Annotated in this window: 15 protein-coding genes; 12 read left to right on the forward strand and 3 right to left on the reverse strand. The window is 75.2% G+C overall.

Annotated features, from left to right (window positions below; translation table 11 throughout):
- Positions 1-50: 50 nt before the first annotated feature.
- From pyrG to ABT093_RS16985, 10 genes are all read left to right on the forward strand, one after another.
- A complete protein-coding gene (gene pyrG, locus ABT093_RS16940; RefSeq protein ID WP_350564895.1) occupies positions 51-1,736 on the forward strand; it encodes a CTP synthase in 1,686 nt (561 codons plus the stop codon).
- Between the two features lie 95 nt (positions 1,737-1,831).
- Positions 1,832-2,473: an NUDIX domain-containing protein gene (locus ABT093_RS16945; RefSeq protein WP_350564896.1), complete on the forward strand. Its 642-nt coding sequence runs from the start codon at positions 1,832-1,834 to the stop codon at positions 2,471-2,473.
- Positions 2,474-2,661: 188 nt separating this feature from the next.
- Positions 2,662-4,836, forward strand: a complete 2,175-nt coding sequence (locus ABT093_RS16950; RefSeq protein ID WP_350564898.1) for a tetratricopeptide repeat protein — start codon at positions 2,662-2,664, stop codon at positions 4,834-4,836.
- Positions 4,837-5,095: 259 nt separating this feature from the next.
- The gene (ald, locus tag ABT093_RS16955; RefSeq protein ID WP_350564900.1) at positions 5,096-6,211 is read left to right on the forward strand and encodes an alanine dehydrogenase; all 1,116 of its coding nucleotides are present in this window, start codon (positions 5,096-5,098) and stop codon (positions 6,209-6,211) included.
- Between the two features lie 474 nt (positions 6,212-6,685).
- Entirely contained in the window at positions 6,686-7,753 is a 1,068-nt protein-coding gene (locus ABT093_RS16960) for a ParA family protein (protein ID WP_376090262.1), read from the forward strand.
- Positions 7,750-8,439, forward strand: a complete 690-nt coding sequence (locus ABT093_RS16965; protein WP_350564901.1) for a hypothetical protein — start codon at positions 7,750-7,752, stop codon at positions 8,437-8,439. Before ABT093_RS16960 ends, ABT093_RS16965 begins: the two co-directional genes overlap by 4 nt.
- Before the next feature lie 128 nt (positions 8,440-8,567).
- Positions 8,568-9,476 carry a segregation and condensation protein A gene (locus ABT093_RS16970; RefSeq protein ID WP_350804504.1) on the forward strand — a complete coding sequence of 303 codons (909 nt, stop codon included), beginning with the start codon at positions 8,568-8,570 and terminating at the stop codon, positions 9,474-9,476.
- A 242-nt stretch (positions 9,477-9,718) separates the two neighbouring features.
- A complete protein-coding gene (gene scpB, locus ABT093_RS16975; protein ID WP_502884243.1) occupies positions 9,719-10,312 on the forward strand; it encodes an SMC-Scp complex subunit ScpB in 594 nt (197 codons plus the stop codon).
- 63 nt (positions 10,313-10,375) lie between these two features.
- Complete coding sequence (locus tag ABT093_RS16980) at positions 10,376-11,620, forward strand: pseudouridine synthase (protein ID WP_350564905.1); 1,245 nt, start codon at positions 10,376-10,378, stop codon at positions 11,618-11,620.
- A 206-nt stretch (positions 11,621-11,826) separates the two neighbouring features.
- A complete protein-coding gene (locus ABT093_RS16985) occupies positions 11,827-12,810 on the forward strand; it encodes a helix-turn-helix domain-containing protein (RefSeq protein ID WP_350564907.1) in 984 nt (327 codons plus the stop codon).
- A gap of 49 nt (positions 12,811-12,859) precedes the next feature.
- Here the strand turns inward: ABT093_RS16985 and ABT093_RS16990 are convergent, their stop codons facing one another.
- The 3 genes from ABT093_RS16990 to ABT093_RS17000 all read right to left on the reverse strand — a co-directional run bounded on the left by ABT093_RS16990 (position 12,860) and on the right by ABT093_RS17000 (position 17,026).
- Positions 12,860-13,222, reverse strand: coding sequence for a DUF952 domain-containing protein (locus tag ABT093_RS16990; RefSeq protein ID WP_350564909.1), 363 nt, complete (start codon positions 13,220-13,222; stop codon positions 12,860-12,862).
- 94 nt (positions 13,223-13,316) lie between these two features.
- The gene (locus ABT093_RS16995; protein WP_350564911.1) at positions 13,317-14,882 is read right to left on the reverse strand and encodes a DUF4139 domain-containing protein; all 1,566 of its coding nucleotides are present in this window, start codon (positions 14,880-14,882) and stop codon (positions 13,317-13,319) included.
- A 2-nt stretch (positions 14,883-14,884) separates the two neighbouring features.
- Positions 14,885-17,026, reverse strand: coding sequence for a DUF4139 domain-containing protein (locus ABT093_RS17000; protein WP_350564912.1), 2,142 nt, complete (start codon positions 17,024-17,026; stop codon positions 14,885-14,887).
- 254 nt (positions 17,027-17,280) lie between these two features.
- On the opposite strand from ABT093_RS17000, the gene ABT093_RS17005 reads away from it, so the two are divergent.
- Together ABT093_RS17005 and cmk are read left to right on the forward strand one after the other, a co-directional pair.
- Positions 17,281-18,366 (forward strand): prephenate dehydrogenase, encoded by a 1,086-nt coding sequence (locus ABT093_RS17005; RefSeq protein ID WP_350564914.1) that lies wholly within the window; start codon positions 17,281-17,283, stop codon positions 18,364-18,366.
- 167 nt (positions 18,367-18,533) lie between these two features.
- Entirely contained in the window at positions 18,534-19,253 is a 720-nt protein-coding gene (gene cmk, locus ABT093_RS17010) for a (d)CMP kinase (protein WP_350564916.1), read from the forward strand.
- The last annotated feature ends 50 nt before the right edge of the window (positions 19,254-19,303 follow it).

Consider the following 19,303-nt stretch of genomic DNA (forward strand, 5'->3'; position numbering starts at 1 on the left):
CGAGCCTCCCACCACGTCACCTTCGACTCGCGACCCACGGGAGCCCCCTCTTGGCACAGCCCCATTCCGGCAAGGCATCGAACGGCCGCGCCGTGACGACCAAGCACCTCTTCGTCACCGGGGGTGTCGCCTCGTCGCTCGGCAAGGGCCTCACCGCCTCCAGCCTCGGTGCCCTGCTCAAGGCCCGTGGCCTGCGCGTCACGATGCAGAAGCTCGACCCGTACCTCAACGTGGACCCGGGCACCATGAACCCGTTCCAGCACGGTGAGGTCTTCGTCACCGACGACGGCGCCGAGACCGACCTCGACATCGGCCACTACGAGCGGTTCCTGGACACCAACCTGCACGGCTCGGCCAACGTCACCACCGGCCAGGTGTACTCGACCGTCATCGCCAAGGAGCGCCGCGGCGAGTACCTGGGTGACACCGTCCAGGTCATCCCGCACATCACCAACGAGATCAAGTCCCGGATCCGCCGGATGGCGACCGAGGACGTCGACGTGGTGATCACCGAGGTCGGCGGCACCGTCGGCGACATCGAGTCGCTGCCGTTCCTGGAGGCCGTGCGCCAGGTCCGCCACGAGGTCGGCCGGGACAACGTCTTCTTCGTGCACGTCTCCCTGCTCCCCTACATCGGCCCCTCGGGCGAGCTGAAGACCAAGCCGACCCAGCACTCCGTCGCCGCGCTGCGCAACATCGGCATCCAGCCCGACGCCGTCGTGCTGCGCGCCGACCGCGAGGTCCCGCAGGCCATCAAGCGCAAGATCTCGATGATGTGCGACGTCGACGAGGAGGCCGTGGTCGCCGCGATCGACGCCAAGTCGATCTACGACATCCCCAAGGTGCTGCACGGCGAGGGCCTGGACGCCTACGTCGTCCGCCGCCTGGACCTGCCGTTCCGCGACGTGGACTGGACCACCTGGGACGACCTGCTGCGCCGCGTCCACGAGCCGCAGCACATCGTCAAGGTCGCGCTGGTCGGCAAGTACATCGACCTTCCGGACGCCTACCTGTCGGTGACCGAGGCGCTGCGCGCCGGCGGCTTCGCCAACAACGCCCGGGTCGAGATCAAGTGGGTCACCTCCGACGACTGCGAGACCCCCGAGGGCGCGCAGGAGCAGCTCGGCGACGTCGACGCGGTCTGCATCCCCGGTGGCTTCGGCGACCGAGGTGTCAACGGCAAGGTCGGCGCGATCACCTACGCCCGCGAGAACCGGATCCCGCTGCTGGGCCTGTGCCTGGGCCTGCAGTGCGTGGTCATCGAGGCCGCCCGCAACCTGGCCGGCCTGCCCGAGGCCAACTCCACCGAGTTCGACGCCGCCGCCAAGCACCCGGTCGTCTCCACCATGGCCGAGCAGCTGGCCATCGTCGACGGCAAGGGCGACCTGGGCGGCACCATGCGCCTGGGCCTGTACCCGGCCAAGCTCGCCGAGGGCTCGATCGTCCGTGAGGTCTACGGCGGCGAGCAGTACGTCGAGGAGCGCCACCGCCACCGCTACGAGGTCAACAACGCCTACCGGGCCGACCTGGAGAAGGCCGGTCTGATCTTCTCGGGCCTCTCCCCGAAGGGCGACCTGGTCGAGTACGTCGAGTACCCGCGCGAGGTGCACCCCTACCTGGTGGCCACCCAGGCCCACCCGGAGCTGAAGTCCCGGCCGACCCGCCCGCACCCGCTCTTCGCGGGCCTGGTGAAGGCCGCGATCGAGATCAAGACGGCCCCGGCCGACGCCGAGTAGGCGACCCGCGTTCCACCGGACGGCGGCCCCGCGATTCCTGCGGGGCCGCCGTCCGGCGTTAGATTGTGTCGTACTGACGAAAAGGGGAGAGCGTGATGGACGACCGCAGCTTTGCCGATGTCGCCGACATGGCCGAGGAATGGGAGATCCGGGGGAGCAGCACACCGTTCCAGGGCCGGGTCACCGGCGTGCGCAGCGAGGAGGTCCGGATGCCCGACGGCAGCTGGGCCCGCCGCGACTACCAGACCCACCCCGGCTCGGTCTCCGTCCTGGCCCTGGACGACCGGCAGCGGGTGCTGATCCTGCGCCAGTACCGCCACCCCGTGCGCCAGCGCCTCTGGGAGCTGCCGGCCGGCCTGCTCGACGTGCCCGGCGAGAACCCGCTGCACGCCGCCCAGCGCGAGCTGTACGAGGAGGCGCACTGCAAGGCGGGCAGCTGGCGGGTGCTGGTCGACTTCTACACCTCGCCCGGGGGGACGGACGAGGCGCTGCGGCTCTTCCTCGCCACCGACCTCGCCGAGGCGCAGGAGGAGCGGTACGAGGCGCACGGGGAGGAACTGGAGCTGGAGGCCGCCCGGGTGCCGGTGGAGGAGCTGGTCCGGCTGATCCACGCCGGGAAGCTGCACAACCCCACCCTGATCACGGGCACCCTGGCGCTCTACGCGGCCCTGCACGGCCCGGGTGGCCTGGACGCGCTGCGCCCCGCCGGCTCCCCGTGGCCGGCCCGCCCCTTCTAGCCCGGCCCTGTTCCCGGCCCTGTTCCGAGGGGCGCGACTCCCACGGGGCTCGGCCGGCGGGGTGATTTGCCGATTGGTACGACCGGATGTCACCTCGGCCGGGGCGGACGGTCGAACTACGCTTCGCAGACGGGGCGTCCGCTGCCGGCCGCCCCCGGTGAGTGCTGACGAGGTCGGGAGTGGCACGGGTGGCGAGGAAGACGGTGACGATGGAGGCCGGGACCGCCGCGCCCGCCGGGCGCGTTCCCGGGCTGGACCGGCTGCCCGCCGGCCCCGCCCTGTTCGTCGGCCGGCGCTCCGAGCTGGCCGCGCTGCGGGCCGCCGCCGCGCGGCCGGCGGAGGGCCGCAGCCCCGTTCTGGTGCTGGCCGGCCGCCCCGGCTCCGGCCGTACCGCGCTGGCCGTGCGGTTCGCCGTCACCGTCGCCGAGCAGTACCCCGACGGCGTGCTCTTCGCCCGGCTCTCCGCGCCCGACGGCGGCCGGGTGCCGCCCGCGCGGGCCGCCCGCCGGCTGCTGGAGCAGCTCGGCGCGGACACCGCCGGCGTCCCGCTGCCCGGCGCCGTCGAGGACGGCCGGGACGACCCGGCGTGCGTCGCGCTGCGCGCGGCCCTGGCCGGGCGGCGCGTCCTACTGCTGCTGGACGACGTCCGGGACGCCGGACAGCTGTGGCCGCTGCTCGCGGACGAGCCGGGCTGCCTGGTGCTCGCCACCACGGCCGGACCGCTCACCGGGATCGAGGACATCGACCCGGTCATCCTCGGCGGGCTCGACCGCCCGGCGGCGGCCGACCTGCTCGGTGACCTGGTCGGCGGGACGCGGATCAGCTGCGACCCGGTCGGCGGGGCCGATCTGGCGGAGGCCTGCGGCTCCCAGCCGGCCGCGCTGCGCCTGATGGCGGGGCGGTTGCGCGGCAACCCGAAGCTGGCGGTGACGGAGGCGGCCGAGGAACTGGTGCGGGCCGTCGCCGAGGCCTTCGCGCCGGGCGCCGGGCCCGCGGCGGAGGCGAAGCCCGAGAAGCCGGAGAAGACCGAGAAGGCCGAGAAGACCGAGAAGACCGAGAAGACCGAGAAGACGGAGAAGTCGGGGAGGACGGGGAAGGCCGACAGGCCCGGGACGACGGCGAAGGCGGCCGGGACGGCGAAGCCCGGGAAGGCCGCGCCGGGCAAGCGGAGAAGAGGGGCCGGGGAGGAGCCGAAGACCGCCGGGCCCGAGCCCGTCGCGACGCCCCCGGCCGAGCCGGCCCGGGACCCGGCGTCCTGGGTGCGGCCCGCGCCGGAACCCGCCGAACCCGTTCCGGTACCGGACAACGACCCGCTGATCGGCGCCTTCACCCTCGCCTACGCGGCCCTGCCCGCCGCCCAGGCGCGGATGCTGCGCGCGCTCACCCTGGCCCCCGCGCAGTGCGCCGACCTGCGCACCGCCTCCGCCCTGGTCGGCTGTCCGGCCCCGGAGGCCGCCGGGACGCTGGCCGCGCTGGCCGAGCGGGAGCTGCTCACGGAGGAGCCGCCGGCCGCCGACGGCACCGCCCGCTACCGCGTCCCGGGCCGGCTGCACCCCCGGCTGGTCCGGCTGCGCGAGCGGGAGGACCGGCCCGCCGAGATCGAGCTGGCCCGGGCCCGGCTGCTGGAGCGGCTGGTCCGGCTCACCGAGTCCGCCAGGGCGCTGCTGGACCCCGCCGGCGGCCCCGGCCCCGACCCGCTGCCCGGTCCGCTGCGGCTGACGTCCGCCGCGCACGCCCGGCAGTGGCTGCTGGGCGAGCGCGACCTGTTGCTCGGCGCGGTCGCCGACGCCATCGGCCAGGGCGACCTCGACGGCTCGGCCGGCCGGCTGGTCACCGCCCTGCTGCGGGCGCTGCCGCTGACCGGCGGCGCCGCCCCGGCCGACCTCTACCAGCTGCACGAGCTGGTGCTGACGGTGGCCGAGCGGCACGGCCGTCCGCGCCGGGCCTCCGCCGCGCTGCTCAACCTGGGGGACCTGCAGGCCGCCGACGGCCGCTGGGAGCAGGCCCGCGGCCACTACCGGGCCGCCCTGGAGCACGCCCGGGGCGCCGACGACGAGGCGCTCTGCGCCCGGGCGCTGGAGGGCGCGGCGGGCTGCCACCGGGCCCTCGGCGACGCGGTGCGCGCGGCCGACTGGTACGGCCGGGCGCTGGGCCTGCGGCAGTCGATGGGGGACCAGGCCGCCGAGGCCCGGCTGCTGGCCAGGGTGGCCGAGGCGCACACCGCCCAGCGCCGGTTCGAGGAGGCCGAGCGGGAGTACCGCGCGTCGCTGGCGGTGCTGCGCAGACTGGGCGACGAGCGCGGCCGGGAGGCCGTCGGCACCGCCCTCGCGGACCTGCGGGAACGCGTTTCCGCCGGGTGGTAGCGGGCGGTTGGGGAGTATTGTCGAAGATGCCCGGTCGGTGCGACTTTGTCAGGAAGATCGAGAGGGAAGCCTACGAACCTGCCAATGTCTCCGGCAGATTTATTCACTTTGGAAGGCTGACAGGCCGCCTGGGCTTCATTACACTCGAACTCGTCGCGCAGCGATCGTGCCCCGGTGTCGTCCGGAGGCTTCCCCCCGTGCGCGTCGCCCGCCGGTCTTCTCCGGTAGGGACCCCCATGGCAAGAGGACGTGTTTAGCCGTGAAGGTCGGCATCCCCCGCGAGGTCAAGAACCACGAGTACCGCGTGGCCATCACGCCTGCCGGTGTGCATGAGCTGGTCCGCAACGGACACGAGGTCTACATCGAGGACAACGCCGGCGCCGGCTCCTCGATCCCGAACGAGGAGTACGTGGCCGCCGGTGCCACCATCCTCCCCACCGCCGACGAGGTGTGGGCCACCGCCGACCTGGTGCTGAAGGTCAAGGAGCCCATCGCGGAGGAGTACCACCGCCTGCGCAAGGGCCAGACGCTCTTCACCTACCTCCACCTGGCGGCCGACCGGCCCGGCACCGACGCGCTGCTCGCCTCCGGCACCACCGCCATCGCGTACGAGACCGTGCAGCTCGCCAACGGCGCCCTGCCGCTGCTCGCCCCGATGTCCGAGGTCGCGGGCCGGCTGGCCCCGCAGGTCGGCTCGTACCACCTGATGCGTCCGGCCGGCGGCCGCGGCACCCTGCCGGGCGGCGTGCCCGGCACCCACCCGGCCAAGGCCGTCGTCATCGGCGGTGGCGTCTCCGGCTGGCACGCGGCCACCATCGCCATCGGCATGGGCTACGACGTGACCCTGCTGGACCGCGACATCAACAAGCTGCGCGAGGCCGACAAGATCTTCGGCACGAAGATCAAGGCCATCATGTCCAACGCCTTCGAGCTGGAGAAGGCCGTCGTCGAGGCCGACCTGGTCATCGGCGCCGTGCTGATCCCGGGCGCCAAGGCCCCGAAGCTCGTCACCAACGAGCTGGTCTCCCGCATGAAGCCGGGCTCCGTGCTCGTCGACATCGCCATCGACCAGGGCGGCTGCTTCGAGGACTCGCACGCGACCACGCACGCCGAGCCGACCTTCCAGGTCCACAACTCGGTCTTCTACTGCGTGGCCAACATGCCGGGCGCCGTCCCGAACACCTCCACCTACGCGCTGACCAACGCGACGCTGCCGTACGTCGTCGAGCTGGCCAACCGCGGGTGGAAGGAGGCGCTGCGCCGCGACGCCGCGCTGGCCAAGGGTCTGAACGTGCACGAGGGGCAGATCACCTTCGCCGCCGTCGCCGAGGCCTTCGGCCTGGAGTCGGTCTCCCTGGAGTCCGTCCTCGCCTGAGTGTGACGTGCGTTGCCCCCGGCCCGGTGCATTCCGGGCCGGGGGCTTCGCCGTGCCCGTGCACAGGGGGTCACCGGATCTCTTCGGAAGCCGTGTGAACGAGGGGTGAATCCGGTGGTGACATCGGGAATGGCGAGGGCGGGTCGCTCTGTCGTCAATTTCCGTCGGTCGTGTCACCCGACCCCGGAAACCCCGGAGTCACGGGCCCTCACTCCCCTTGACAGGGGGTTGCCCGATAGTCGACACATCCTGCCCACTACCGTGGATTGTGTTGCTGCGAACGCCTTGAACGGCCTAGAGTCGCAAACCGTCGGCATGCTGCCACGCTGACGAATCGACATAGAGTCCTGGATGCCCAAGGAGGTAAGACGACTTGTGAATGAGTCGACATTTGCTCCCGGGGGTGGTCAGCCAGGACTGGCGGCGCACACCGCCGGCCAGCCGAGTGAGGAGCCCGGGGCCAGGCAGCCCTCCGTGGGCTCGGCCGAGGTCGGCTCGGTCGCTCTCCGTACTTTCGAAGCACGCCAGAACACAGCACAGGTGACCACGGTGACCGACTACGACGCCGAACTGCCGGCCCACGGCCTGGCCTACGGCGAGTTCGCCTACGGCGCCTACGACGACCCCGACGCCGAGTACGAGCCGGACCCGGAGTACGCGGCCACGCTCGCCCCCGACGCCGCCCGCCAGCGTCGCGAGCGGATCGGCCCGACCGGGCGTCCGCAGCCCTACTTCCCGATCCCCGCGCCGGTGGCCGAGCACGGCCCCGCGCAGATCATCGCGATGTGCAACCAGAAGGGCGGCGTCGGCAAGACCACGTCGACCATCAACCTGGGCGCGGCGCTCGCCGAGTACGGCCGCCGCGTGCTGCTCGTCGACTTCGACCCGCAGGGCGCCCTCTCCGTCGGCCTCGGCGTCAACCCGATGGAACTCGACGTCACCGTCTACAACCTGCTCATGGAGCGCGGGCTGACGGCCGATGAGGTGCTGCTGAAGACGGCCGTGCCGGGCATGGACCTGCTGCCGTCCAACATCGACCTCTCCGCCGCCGAGGTGCAGCTGGTCAGCGAGGTGGCCCGGGAGTCCGCGCTGGCGCGCGCCCTGAAGCCGCTGCTGCCCGACTACGACTACGTCATCATCGACTGCCAGCCCTCGCTGGGCCTGCTGACGGTCAACGCGCTGACGGCCGCTCACAGCGTCATCGTCCCGCTGGAGTGCGAGTTCTTCGCGCTGCGCGGCGTCGCGCTGCTCACCGAGACCATCGAGAAGGTCTGCGAGCGGCTCAACCCCGAGCTGCGGCTGGACGGCATCCTCGCCACCATGTACGACTCGCGCACCGTGCACAGCCGCGAGGTGCTGGCACGCGTCGTCGAGGCGTTCGGCGACCACGTCTTCCACACCGTCATCGGGCGGACCGTGCGCTTCCCGGAGACCACCGTCGCCGGCGAACCGATCACGACGTACGCGACCAATTCGGTCGGTGCCGCCGCCTACCGCCAGCTCGCCAGGGAGGTGCTCGACCGGTGCCGCCCCGCCGAGTGAGTCTCCCGGGTGCCGACGAGCTGTTCCGGACCACCGGCGGGATGGCGCTGTCGCCGTCCCTCGCGTCGCGTTCGGCCTCCGAGGCGCCCAGAGCGGAGACCGCGCGGGCGCTCAACGGCGCCGGTGACGCGGACGGCGCCGAGGGCGTCGACGGCGCCCCCGGCAGCGGTGCTTCCGCCGCCGGCGAGGGCCCGGAGCACGCCGAGGGCGGCGCCGGGCCGGCCGACGACCAGGCGGGGACCAGGCGGGCGCCGCGGCGCGGGATCGGCGCGCCGGGCGCGGCCACCGTGCCCGCCCCCGCGCAGCCGGGCGGCCAGGGCGCCACCGGGCCGGGCAGCGGCACGACGGCGGCCGCCAAGGCCGCGCCGGGCCGCGCCGCGGCCCCGGCGCCGCGTCAGCACGCCGGTGCGGCCGAGGACCAGACGGGCGCCGCGGGGCGGCCCCGTCCGCGCGGCCGTGCGCCGCGCCGTCCGAGCGGGCGCGAGCGGCACGACGAGAAGATCACCGTGTACGTGTCCGCCGAGGAGCTGATGGACCTCGAACACACCCGGCTGGTGCTCCGCGGCGAGCACGGCCTGGCGGTGGACCGCGGCCGGATCGTCCGGGAGGCCATCGCGGTGGTGCTGGCCGACCTGGAGCAGCGCGGCGAGGCGAGCATCCTGGTGCGGCGGCTGCGCGGGCGCTGAGCACGCGCCTCGGGGCCGCGGGGGGTCCGGGGCGGTTCGGTGCGGTGCGGCCGTCGGGCCGGGCGGTCCGGCGTGTCGGCGGGCCCCGGTGCGCGGCACGCGGTGCGGGCGGGCGAAGATGGACCGTCATGCCGAGCACCCCTGAGAGTCCCGTTGTCGCCCAGGCCGCCGCCGGAGCGGCCGGGCCGGGTGCGCCGCAGGACGGGCCGCAGGGCGGCTTCCTGGTCCGGCTGGACAACTTCGAGGGCCCGTTCGACCTGCTGCTGAGCCTGATCGCCAAGCACCGGATGGACGTCACCGAGATCGCGCTGGCGACCGTCACCGACGAGTTCATGGCCCACATCCGCGCCATGGGGCCGGACTGGGACCTCGACGCGGCGACCGAGTTCCTGGTCGTCGCCGCCACCCTGCTCGACCTCAAGGCGGCCCGGCTGCTGCCCGCCGCCGAGGTCGAGGACGAGGAGGACCTCGCCCTGCTGGAGGCGCGCGACCTGCTCTTCGCCCGGCTGCTGCAGTACCGGGCGTACAAACGGGCGGCGGCGCTGTTCGGCGAGCGCTGGGCCGCCGAGCTGCTGCGGCAGCCGCGGGACGTCGGCCTGGAGCCGCGGCACGCCGCCCTGCTGCCCGAGGTCGTGATCGGCATCGGTACCGAGCGCTTCGCGCAGCTCGCCGCCCGGGCGATGGTCCCGAGGCCGAAGCCGGCCGTCTACGTCGACCACATCCACACCCCGCCGGTGAGCGTGCGCGACCAGGCGGGCCTGGTGGTCGGGCTGCTGTCCGAGCTGGGCGAGGCGACCTTCCAGCGGCTGGTCGCCGACGCGCCGGACACCATGGTGGTGGTCGCCCGGTTCCTGGCGCTGCTGGAGCTGTACCGGGAGCGGGTGCTCGCCTTCGAGCAGCCGGACGCGCTCGGCGAGCTCGTGGTGCGCTGGGTGGCGGAGGCGGACCGGGGCGCGGTCGAGGTGACGGACGAGTTCGACCGGCCGGCGGGCGAGGCCGCGGCGCGGGCGGCGAAGGGCGAGGAGGACGGGCGATGACGGCCGGGAACGGCGGCGCGGGCGGCGGGCGGCCGGCCCGGCGGGTGCTGGGGCTGCCCGGGCGGCCGCGCGCCGGGGAGTGGCTGGAGCCGGCGCCGGGCGTGCCGGCGGAGGCCCCGCCGGCGGAGCTGCCGGAGCTGCCGGAGCCGGAGCCGCGGCCGGAGCCGTGGCCGGCCGCGTTCGCCGGCCCGCCGGCCGACGCGGCCGGCCCCGGGCTGCGGGCCGAGCTGGAGGCGATCCTGATGGTCGTCGACGAGCCGGTGGGCGAGGCCCACCTGGCCTCGGTGCTGGAGCGCCCGCGCGCCGAGGTCGCGGTGGCGCTGCGCGAGCTGTCCGCCGAGTACACCGCCCACGGACGGGGCTTCGACCTGCGGCTGGTCGCCGGAGGCTGGCGGTTCTACAGCCGCGACGCCTGCGCGCCGGCCGTCGACCGCTTCGTTCTGGACGGCCGGCAGGCCCGGCTGACCCAGGCGGCGCTGGAGACCCTGGCGGTCATCGCCTACCGGCAACCGGTGTCCAGATCGCGGGTCTCGGCCGTCCGCGGTGTGAACTGTGACGGCGTGATGCGTACCCTGGTACAGCGAGGACTGGTGGAAGAGGCCGGATCCGAGCCCGAAACAGGTGCGATCCTGTATCGGACGACGAACTACTTCCTGGAACGGATGGGGCTCCGCGGCCTGGACGAGCTGCCGGAGCTCGCTCCCTTCCTGCCCGAGGTCGACGACGTGGAAGCGGAGTCCCTGGAGGGCACGATGATCGCGGAGGCGGTCGCCGCCGCTGCCGTGCAGGCCGCGGACGGCAGTGGCGAGGCCGGTCGGGCTGCGCCCGATCGGTAGGGGGCGGTGAGGTCGGCCGAAACGACCGCACAGCCCAGACGGTAACGACGTACGGACACTTTGATGCGTAGCAGTGGCAACGGCAGGAACAGCAGCGGCGGCGGCAGCGGTCGCGGCGGACAGGGCGGGGGCGGCCGGGGCGGCTCCTACGGGGGCGGCTCGGGGGGCCGCGGCGGCTCCGGCGCGCGCGGGGGTTCGTACGGCGGCGGGTCCGGCGGCGGGCGGGGCGGCGCGGGCTCGCGCGGCGGCTCCGGCTCCGGCTCGTACGGCCGGGACGACCGTCGCGAGGGCCGCCGGGACGACCGGCGGGACGACCGCCGCTACCCGGACCGCCCGCTGCGGCCCGAGGAGCGCAAGTACGACCGCCCCGAGTACGGCGGCGGCCCCAACGCCACCCCGGCCCGCGGCGGCTTCGCCGGGCGCCGGCCCGGCCCGGCCCCGCGGCCGCGCCGCGAGGGCCAGGGCGCCCCGGGCGACCCGCGCCGCCAGCCGCAGCGCTCGCGCGAGCTGCAGGCCCGGATCGAGGACGCGGTGCTGGCCCGGCACGACAAGCCGGCCGTGAAGCTCCCGAAGACCTTCGGCGAGCCCGAGGGCGAGCGCCTGCAGAAGGTGCTGGCCCGGGCCGGCGTCGGCAGCCGGCGCGCCTGCGAGGAGCTGATCGACCAGGGCCGGGTCGAGGTCAACGGCAAGCGGGTCACCGAGCAGGGCAAGCGGGTCGACCCGCAGAACGACGAGATCAAGGTGGACGGCCTGACCGTCGCCACCCAGTCCTACCTGTTCTTCGCGCTGAACAAGCCGGCCGGCGTGGTCTCCACCATGGAGGACCCGGACGGCCGCCAGTGCCTCGGCGACTACGTGACCAACCGCGAGACCCGGCTGTTCCACGTCGGCCGCCTGGACACCGAGACCGAGGGCATCATCCTGCTCACCAACCACGGTGAGCTGGCGCACCGCCTCACCCACCCCCGGTACGGCGTGACCAAGACCTACCTGGCCGCCATCCAGGGCCCGATCCCGCGCGACCTGGGCAAGCAGCTGGCCAAGGGCATCGAGCTGGAGGACGGCTACGCCCGCGCCGACAGCTTCAAGGTCGTCTCGAACGTCGGAAAGAACTACCTGGTCGAGGTGACCCTGCACGAGGGCCGCAAGCACATCGTCCGCCGGATGCTGGCGGAGGCGGGCTTCCCGGTCGAGAAGCTGGTGCGCACCCACTTCGGTCCGATCGCGCTCGGCGACCAGAAGTCCGGCTGGCTGCGCCGGCTGACCAACCCCGAGGTCGGCCAGCTGATGCGCGAGGTCGGGCTGTAACAGCGACCCCTCGCAGGGCCTCCCCGTCGTTCGGCGGGGGGCCCTCCGTCGTTCGGCGGCTCCTGCTGTGAAGCGGGCCGCATCGGGGGTGATCGCCTTGTCAGCCCGATCATCCGTGGCCGAGGATTGCCACCTGACCACGACCCGCCGGGTGGCGGGACTGCGCCACCCGGCGCGGGGCGAGGGGCGAAACGGGGAGCGACGCCGTGTCCGATGCACCACTCAGCGCACTGGGACTGGCCGGAGCGGACGGCCGGGTCTACGCGGCGCTGGTGGCCAACCCGCAGTCGACGGCCGAGGACCTCGCCGTGCTCTGCGAGCTGACCCTCCAGCAGAGCCTGCGGGCCCTGGACCGGCTCGCCCAGCAGGGCATGGCCACCCGGGCCCCGGTGGACCGCCAGCGCTTCCTGCCGGTCGCCCCGGACGTCGCCATCGGCACCCTGATCGGCCACCGGGAGTCCGAACTGCGCCACGCCCGGGCCGAGATGCACCGGCTGATGGACGCCTTCCGGGAGGCCTCGCGCTACACCGACCCGGCGCACTCGGTGGAGGTGCTGACCGGCGCCGAGGCGATCGCCCAGCGGCTGGAGCACATCACAGGGACCAGCCAGTACCAGATCCGCGGCTTCGACTGCCCGCCCTACATCCAGGACCCGGTGGCCAACATCCCGCTGCAGCGCCAGCGGCTGAAGGAGGGCGTGCGGTTCCGGACCATCTACGACCGGGAGGCGGTGGCCTGGCCGGGCCGGCTGGAGAAGAACATCCTGGCCGGGGTCGCCGACGGCGAGGAGGCCAGGGTCCGGCCGGTGCTCCCGATGAAGATGGTCATGTCGGACGACCGGATGGCGATCATCCCGATCAGCGTCGGCGACAGCGTCCTCGACGCCGCCTACGTCATCCACCCCTCGGCGCTGCTCCAGGCGCTGGACACGCTGTTCGAGGCGGAGTGGGAGCGCGCCGTCCAGCTGCAGGCCGCGATCGGCGCGGGCGACGGGGCGCTGGAGCCGGAGGCCGACCACCGCAAGCTGCTCGGACTGCTGGCGGCCGGCCTCACCGACGAGTCGATCGCCCGCTCGCTCGGCTGGAGCGCCCGGACCACCCAGCGCCGGCTCCAGTCGCTGATGCGCGAGCTGGGCGCCACCACCCGCTTCCAGGCCGGCATGGCGGCCCGGGAGCGGGGCTGGCTGTAGGGCCCCCGTGGTCCCCTCGCACCTGCGGTCCCGCCGCGGGCGCGGGGCGTCAGCTCCAGGGGGAGAGCGAGACCCAGCGGCCGTCCGGGCCGCGCTCGACCTTCTCCAGGCCGACCACCGCCGTGCGGTTCAGCCGCCCGTAGATGTGCGGGTACAGCACACCGGGGGTGGCCCCGGGCGCCGGTGCGCCGTGCGGGGCCTCCCACTTGACCATCGGTTCCACCAGCGACTCCTCGATCAGCAGCACCATCAGCGGCTCACGGGCGTCGGCGAAGAACGCGTTGGCCACCGCGAGCGCGGTCTGCTCGTCCGCCGAGCAGTGGATGAACCCGTCGGTGAGCAGCGAGGCGGTCGCGTACGGCCGGCCCGGGTCGGCCAGCCAGTCGTCCAGGGGGGCGAGGTGCAGGATCATGCTCCTGTTGTACCCGCTCCGGCCGGGCCGGGGCGGGCGCCCGGACGGCGGTTCGCGCGCCCGGGCCCCGTGGCTCCTCCGGGGGCGCCCGCCGTCAGAGGCCCGCGACCTTCCCGGAGGCGGAGATCTCGTACACCAGGGTGAGCGTGCGGCGGGCGCCCGGGCCGAGCGGGACGTCCCAGCGGACCACGCCCTCGGCGTCGAAGGCGTCCGGCGCGGGCGAGCACTCCTCCTTGCGCAGCCGCACCTCCACGGCCGACACCTCGGAGACCGGCACCCGCTCGCGCACCGCGACCAGCTGCTCGTCCCGCTCCTCCGGGCCGGAGAACCGCGACAGGTGCAGCCGCACCGTGCGGGTGGTCACCGACCGCTGGCTCAGCCCGGCGGTGGAGCGGCGCTCGTCGGTCTCGCGCACCACCCGGTAGCCGTCCGAGCTGCCGAAGGACAGCTCCGCGTCGGCGCCGGCCGCCGTGAACGGCAGCCGCCCGCGCCCGGTGAAGCCGCTGCCGCGGACCAGTTCGACCGGCCCGGCGAGCAGCGGGTGCCCGGCCGTGTTGCGGAACCGGACCACCTGGGTGACCAGCGGCGACAGCTCCGGCGCGCAGGCGTACTCGCTGTGCGCGGCCCCTTCGAAGGAACCCAGCGGCACCCGGTGCGCCCGTCCGTCGGAGGGCACGGTGGCCGGCGCCGGGGCGGTCAGCACCCGCACCTCGCCGCCGTCGTCCACGCCCGGCAGCGCACCGTCCGGGCGCAGCTCGGAGATCGTCTCCTCGCGCAGCTCCACCTCGACGGTGCGCCGCTCCTCGGCGGTGCGCTCGCGCAGCGTCAGCACGTCCTCGGCGAGCGCGGGCGGTTCGGTGGCGAGGGCGGAGCGGGCGGTGGAGAAGGTGAGCCGGGCGCCGGTCCAGGCCTCGCCGGTGCGCTGCCAGACCACCGCCTCGGACTCCAGCCGCAGCACGCCGTCGGCCAGGGTGGCCCGGTAGGACGGCCGCCACAGGGCGCACGGCACCAGGTGGTGCACGCTCAGCCGGGCGGGACCGGCCTGCCGGGCCTCGACGGTCAGGTCGAGGTGGGCGAGCAGTTCGGCGGGCTCCTCCTCGGCCTCGGCCGCGGCGGCGAAGGCCGCGTTGCGCTCGTCCTCCAGCCGGTCCAGCCGGGAGCGGGTGGCGCGCAGTTCCTCGCCGTGGCGCTCGCGTTCGGCGTCCACGCGTTCCAGCTCGCGGTGCCAGCGGGTCCGCTCCACCTCGCCGACGCCGGCGCCCTCGCCGACCTCGCGCAGCAGGTCTTCGGCGAGCTGGGCGAGCAGCGCCAGCCGGGCCTCCAGGCGCTGCGCCAGCGCCTTCTCGGCGAGGTCGCGCCGGTCCAGCTCGTGCAGGCGGTGGCGCAGCGCGGAGTCCTCCGGGCCGGGCGGCAGCGGGGCGCGCGGCGTCCAGACGCGGGTGATCCGGGCGTCCAGGACGCGCACGCCGGCGGTGTCGGACTCCGCGCGCAGGGTGCGGTCGACGGCGAGCGCGGTGAGCGGGCCCAGCCGCAGCCGCTGGACGCCGGCGGCCAGCTCGGCGGTGGCGGTGCGCTCGACCTGGGCCCGGTCCTCCAGGCAGGTGACGGCGGTGACGGGCAGCGGCGTCGCGGGCCGCGGGGGGAGGGGGGTGACGGTCACGTTCAGTTCCTCCGGTTTCCGCCGACGATGGCCTTTCCGGCCGGGATCCTGATCTGGTAGCCGGCGTCCAGTTCGGCCCGGCCGCCCGGCGGCAGCTCGACCCGCCGGAGCCGGGTGCTGGGCGGGCACTCGGTGGACGGTTCGTCCGGGGCGTGCCAGCCGGGGCGTTCCTCGATCCGGATGTCGGCGTCGGAGCTGACCGGCACCCGTTCGCGGACCTCGACGGTGACCGGGCGGCCGAGCCGGTTGGCCAGCTCGACGCGCACCCGGTGGTCGAGCACGGTGCTGCTGTTCAGCATGCCCGCGGTGGACTCGCGCAGCTCGGTACGGCGCGTCACCTCGACCGACTCGGCGACACCGATGCCCAGTCGGCGCACACCGCCGGGGGCGAGGGTGGGCAGGGCGGCGGTGAGCAGGAACTGGTCGTCGACGGTCACCTCGACCGGGCCGGCGAGCACGGCCTGCGCGGTGCCGTTGGTGATCACCAGGGTGGCGTAGACGCGCTCCTCGACGGCGGGCACGGTGACGTACTCGGGGCTCACCTGCACCGGGATCTCGTCGATGGTGACGGTGTGCCAGGTGGCGTCGGACGGCAGGTCGGCGGGGGCGGCGGCGTCGAAGCGGTGGTCGAAGGAGCCGGCCGAGACGCGCGGCGGCACGGCGTGGTGCGGCAGCGGGAGGTGGGGCAGCCCGGGGGCGGGCCGGCCGGCGGCGCGCCGGTCGTCCGGGTGGTGCAGGGTGCCGCGCCGGGCGGCGGCGTCCGGGCCGGAGAGTTCCAGCGCGGGGTAGTCGAGCAGCAGCTCGTCCGGGACCGGCGGGCCGGGCGGGGGCGTGAAGGGGGCGGGGGCGTCGAACCTGGCGAGGGCCTCCTCGGCCGGGAACGGGGCGCCGGGGGCGGGCGGGGGCCCGCCGTAGCCGGCGAAGGCGACCGACTGCCCGGCCCCGCCGGCCTCGTCCGCCGAGCGAAGGCCGCCGGTGCGGGCGCGGGCCCGGGGGGCGGGCCCGCCCGGGGGCTGCGGCGCCGGGGCGGCGGCCGGGGGCGGGAGCGGCGCGGCGACGGCCGGGCTGACCGGGGCGGAGAGCCGGGGCTCGGCGGCCGCGCCGACGGGCCGGGCGGACCCGGCGTGCATCCGGCGGGGGCCGGACGGCACCGGGCGGGGGCCGGCCGCGTCGTAGCCGGTGAACAGGTCGGCCAGGCCGGCCGGGGGCTCGCGCCAGCCCGACGGCGGCGGGGCCGGCTGGCTGCGGCCGATCCGCAGCGAGCGCAGCTTGGGCAGCTCGGTGCGGCGGTCGAGGTCGGCGGTGGAGAGCGCGAGGCGCACGCCGGTCCAGTCCTCGCCGGTCTGCTGGGCGACCGAGGCGCGCAGCAGCAGCCGGCCGGTGTCGGCGCCCTGGCGGTAGGAGAGCCGGTAGGAGGGCACCCAGCGGGCGGCCCGGACGGTGTACTCCAGTTCGATCTCGACGGCGGGGGAGTCGTCGGCGGAGCGCTCGGGGGCGGTGAGGGTGAGCAGGGCGGTCCGCGCGGTCCCGACGGCCTCGCGCCGCCCGGCGGAGGACGCCCGGGCCACCCGGTCGGCGAGCACCTGGGTCTCGTGGTCGGCGAGTTCGAGCTCCCGGGTGAGCCGCTCGGCGCGCTCGTGGAGGGCGGTGAGGCGCTCGTCGACGAACTCGGCCAGCTCCAGCCAGGCGTCGGCGGGGGTGCGGCGCAACGGCTCGTCACGGCGCCGGGGCGGCGGGACGGCGCGCAGCGCGCGGGTCTCGACGACGGCGGCGTGGACCAGCCGGCGCCGCTCGCGCAGCGCGTCGGCGTGCTCCTCGGCGGCGGCCAGCCGGCGTTGCAGCTCGGGCAGTTCGGAGGCCTCGCGGAGTTCGGCGAGCGCCTCGGTGCGGGCCTCGGTGACGGCGGTGCCGGCCGGGCCGGTGAGCACCCGGGCGCGCAGCGAGCGTTCGTCGAGCCCCTCGGGCAGGCCGGTCAGCCGCAGCCGCCCGCCCGGGGGCAGGGCCGTCCGGGCCCGGCGGCGGCAGACCGCGCCGGCCGCGTGGACGACCACGGAGTCCAGGACCGAGGGCACGGCGGGCACCGTGCTCCGGCCGGTGCCGTCGTCGTGCGGTCGATGCTGGTCGCTGCTGTGTTGATCGTTCACCCGGCCAACCCCTTCGTCGCGTACCGTCGGCGGCCCATCCTGCCGTGCGGTGCCGCCCGCGTCGCCGGCTTTCCGCCGTGGGCGGCGTGCGGGCGGCGCGGCGGGCGCCCCGGTGGCGCGCCCGCGTGAGGGGGACGGCCGGGGGTAGTGGTGCGGTTGCGGTACCGGCGGGGGTGATGGGGCAGGATGGGGGCCGACCCGTTCCACCCAGTCGACCGCGTTCCGCGCCGTTCCGTGAGGAGAACCACCCCACCATGCGCACCGCCGCCGTCGTCGGTACCGGACTCATCGGCACCTCCGCCGCGCTCGCCCTCACCGGACGGGGCCTGACCGTCCATCTGGAGGACGCCGACCCGGACGCCGCCCGCACCGCCGCCTCGCTGGGCGCCGGGACCACCGAGCCCGCCGACGGGCCGGTCGACCTCGCGATCATCGCCGTCCCGCCCGCGCTGGTCGGCAAGGTGCTCGCCGACTGCCAGCGCCGCGGACTGGCGCGCTGCTACACCGACGTCGCCAGCGTGAAGGCCGGCCCGCGGGCCGAGGTCGCCGCGCTCGGCTGCGACACCACCCACTACATCGGCGGCCACCCGATGGCCGGGCGGGAGCGCTCGGGCCCGCTGGCCGCCCGCGAGGACCTCTTCGAGGGCCGGCCGTGGGTGCTCACCCCAACCGCCGACACCGACACCGAGACGCTGAACGCCGTCCTCGAACTGGTCGCGCTCTGCGGGGCGGTGCCGATCGTCATGGACGCCGTGGCGCACGACCGCGCGGTCGCGCTGGTCTCGCACGCCCCTCAGCTGCTCTCCTCGCTGGTCGCCGCCCGGCTGGAGAAGGCCGACGAGACCGCCATAAGGCTCTCCGGCCAGGGCGTGCGGGACGTGACCCGGATCGCCGCCTCCAACCCCGCGATGTGGGTGGACATCCTCTCCGCCAACGCCGGCGCGGTCGCCGACGTGCTGGAGGAGGTCGCCACCGACCTCGGCGAGACCGTCACCGCGCTGCGCGCCCTGCAGGCCGCCGAGGAGGACCGGCGGCGGGGCGGCGCCGAGGGCATCGAGGCGGTCATGCGGCGCGGCAACACCGGGCAGGCCCGGATCCCCGGCAAGCACGGGGCGCCGCCCACCCGGTACGAGACGGTGGCCGTGGTGCTCGGCGACCAGCCGGGCGAGCTGGGCCGGCTGTTCGGTGAGGTCGGCGCGGCGGGCGTGAACATCGAGGACGTCGACATCGAGCACTCCACCGGGCAGCAGGTGGGCTTCGTCCAGCTGTCGGTGGCGCCGGCGGCGGTGCGCCCGCTGACGGCGGCGCTGCGGGCGAGCGGGTGGAGCGTGCGGGACTGAGCGGGCGGCGCCGGGGCGCTCCGGGGGCCGGTGCGGGGGCCGGTCCGGCGGGAGCGCCACCGGCGGGGCCGGGTGGGTCGGCGGTCCATTAACCTTGAGGGAGACCATCCCCGGCTTCCCCGTCCTTCGGGTTGCCATGCTCAGAGATTCAGAGAGAGGTTCGCGCCGTGGACACTGCCGACCGAGCGCACGCCCCGGTCGTCGTCGCCATCGACGGACCCTCCGGCTCCGGCAAGTCGACCGTCTCCCGGGCGGTCGCCGCCCGACTGGGCCTGAGCTTCCTGGACACCGGTGCCATGTACCGGGCGATGACCTGGTGGATGCTGGCCAACCACGTCGACGTGAACGACCCGGAGGCGGTGGCCCTCGCGTGCGGCAAGCCGGTGATCGTGTCCGGCACGGACGCGGACGGCCCGACCATCACCGTCGACGGGCGGGACGTCGCCGGCCCGATCCGCGGCCCCGAGGTGACCGCGCACGTCAGCGCCGTCGCCGCGGTGCCGGCGGTGCGCGCCCGCCTGGTGGAGCTGCAGCGCGGCTGCGCCCGGGTCGCCGCCCGTGGCATCGTCGCCGAGGGCCGGGACATGGGCAGCGTGGTGTTCCCGGACGCCACCGTCAAGATCTTCCTGACCGCCTCGGAGACGGCCCGCGCCGAGCGCCGGGCCGCCGAGCTGCGGGCCAAGGGCGTCGACGAGGCGACCATCACCGCGATGGCCGCCGACCTGGCGCGCCGGGACGCGGCGGACTCCTCGCGGGAGACCGCCCCGCTCACCCAGGCCGCGGACGCGGTCCTGGTGGACACCAGCGCGCTCACCCTGGAGCAGGTGATCGACCGGATCACCGCGCTCGTGGCGGGGCGGGCCGGGGCTGCGCTGTCGACCGTCTGAGCCCCCCCGGGGCCTTGAGACCGGTCGGTCATCATCCGATGAACGGGGTG

It is taken from the genome of Kitasatospora sp. NPDC002551 (assembly GCF_040296005.1).
Taxonomy (GTDB): Bacteria; Actinomycetota; Actinomycetes; order Streptomycetales; family Streptomycetaceae; genus Kitasatospora.